Source organism: Streptococcus oralis, assembly GCF_001075875.1.
Taxonomy (GTDB): Bacteria; Bacillota; Bacilli; order Lactobacillales; family Streptococcaceae; genus Streptococcus; species Streptococcus oralis_I.
On record NZ_JUOS01000186.1, the window covers coordinates 1 to 334 of the forward strand.

The window sequence follows — 334 nt, forward strand, 5'->3', positions numbered from 1 at the left end:
TGCGGTAGCAAGTGCATCAGCATCAACAAGTGCGGTAGCAAGTGCATCAGCATCAACAAGCGCGGTCGCTTCAGCCTCAGCATCAACAAGTGCGGTAGCTTCAGCCTCAGCATCGACTAGTGCGGTAGCTTCAGCCTCAGCATCGACAAGTGCAGTCGCTTCAGCATCAGCATCGACTAGCGCGGTCGCTTCAGCATCAGCATCGACAAGCGCGGTAGCAAGTGCATCAGCATCAACTAGCGCGGTAGCTTCAGCATCAGCATCAACAAGTGCAGTAGCTTCAGCTTCAGCATCAACAAGTGCGGTAGCAAGTGCATCAGCATCAACAAGTGCG

General features: G+C 53.9%; 1 pseudogene. It reads right to left on the reverse strand.

Annotation, left to right across the window (positions count from 1 at the left end):
* A pseudogene (locus tag ADM33_RS11640) lies at positions 1-334 on the reverse strand (peptidase); the annotation flags it as partial.